Origin of the sequence: Methanocrinis sp., assembly GCF_049974945.1 — an archaeon.
GTDB lineage: Archaea > Halobacteriota > Methanosarcinia > Methanotrichales > Methanotrichaceae > Methanocrinis.
In genome coordinates this window covers 1-1,555 of the sequence record NZ_JBNGCU010000183.1, presented here as the reverse complement: position 1 = coordinate 1,555, position 1,555 = coordinate 1, and the positions used below count along the sequence as shown (strand labels likewise).

Annotated in this window: 1 protein-coding gene; it reads right to left on the bottom strand. The window is 60.8% G+C overall.

The genetic code is table 11. The features are described 5' to 3' along the window. Positions 1-1,392 (bottom strand): potassium channel family protein (locus ACP5EL_RS10365; protein WP_428402433.1); only part of this gene is annotated, 1,392 nt, incomplete at its 3' end. Between the last annotated feature and the right edge of the window lie 163 nt (positions 1,393-1,555).

Sequence of the window (1,555 nt, the reverse complement as noted above, 5' to 3'; positions counted from 1 at the left end):
CTCGTAGATCATGGTGAACTCCTCCTCCTGCTTCTGGGCGATCCTGGCGAGCATGTGGCTTGCCACTATGGGAACCGAGGCGACGTAGTCGGCGCCGGCCCGGTAGATCTTCTCCGCCGAGCTGACGTGGTTTGCCCTCGCCACGATGAAGGCGTCGCCGTTCAGGTTCCTTGCGAGAAGGGTGGAGAAGACAACATCGGAGTCGTCGTTGAGCATGATCAGAATCCCGACGGCCTCCTTGGCCCCCGACTCTACCAAGACCTCTTCGGAGGTGCCGTCTCCGGCGACGTGCCGAAAAGGGACGTCGGAAAGCTCCCTCTTGTCCACCACCGAGAGGGACGCCCCCCTCTCGGAGAGGACCTTGACGATTCGCCTTCCTACGTCGCCGTAGCCGATCACCATCATCGGCCCTTCCCGAGGAGGCCCGATGGTCAGCTCTCTCAGCCGGTCAAGGGCCTCGGCCTGCCCCATCGCCATCAACACCGAGTGGGACCTGATCACCTCCTCTTTCGGGATCGAGACGAACCTGCCCCTCTGCCACATCCCCACTATCCTTGCGCCCGTCTCGTTCAAGGCCGGGTCGTGAACCTCCTTTCCTATCAGAGGGCTTCCCGGATAGATGGGTAGCTCCACAAGAACGCCTCCGAAGAGCTTGACCGCTCCCGGAAATACCCCCTTCCTCGGGGGAGATGTGATCTGGGCGATGAAAGTACCAAGAAGAGTCTTTGGCGATATGGTCCTCGAGGCTCCGGCATAGCTGAGGAACCGGGCCCGAGCCAGATCTTCGGCCAGGGCCACCACCTCCACCTCTGAGATCTCCCGAGCGGTGAGGGCGATCTCGGCGTTCCTCTCGTCCCTCTCGTTGGCGATGAGGAGCTTCGCCGATCTGATGTTGGCGCCCGCGAGGACGCTCTTTTCGGCCGGGTCGCCCCAGATCACCTGATACTTCTTGCTGATCTTCCGGGCCGTCTCCTCCGACCCCTCGACCACCAGGAAGGGGACCCTTTGTCTCCGGAAGTTCTCTGCCAGGGCCTCGACGATGGGGTTGTAGCCGCAGATGATGATGTGGCCCCTCATCTTCGGCGGAGCCTTTGAGGGCACCTCCCGGCTCAGCCGCTCCAGCCCCGGGATGACGATCAGGGGCAGGGCCAACGCGAAGAGGATGAATATCCCCGAGAGGCCCACCAGGGAGCTGAAGATCCTTCCGGGAAGGCTCTCGAAGACCACGTCTCCATACCCCACGGTGGTCATGGTGGTGATCACCCAGTAGAAGGCAGTCACCGGATCGACGTTATCGAGCTGTCCCTCAAAGCTCATCAGCTCCATGAAGATCACGCCGTAGAGGGCGACCAGGAGGAACGCCGCCAGGACATAACATAAGACTCTGCGCAAGAGCAATTACCCCTCGGGCTATAAGTTGGATCGATATACGTTAAAAAGATTCTGACATTCGGTCCCCGATCCCGGGGAAATCCTTCTCCATCCCCTCAAGCTTTTCGATGAGGCCCTTGACCTTTCGGCCCGGAAAGCCCTCCTCTTCCCAGGCGAGGATCAT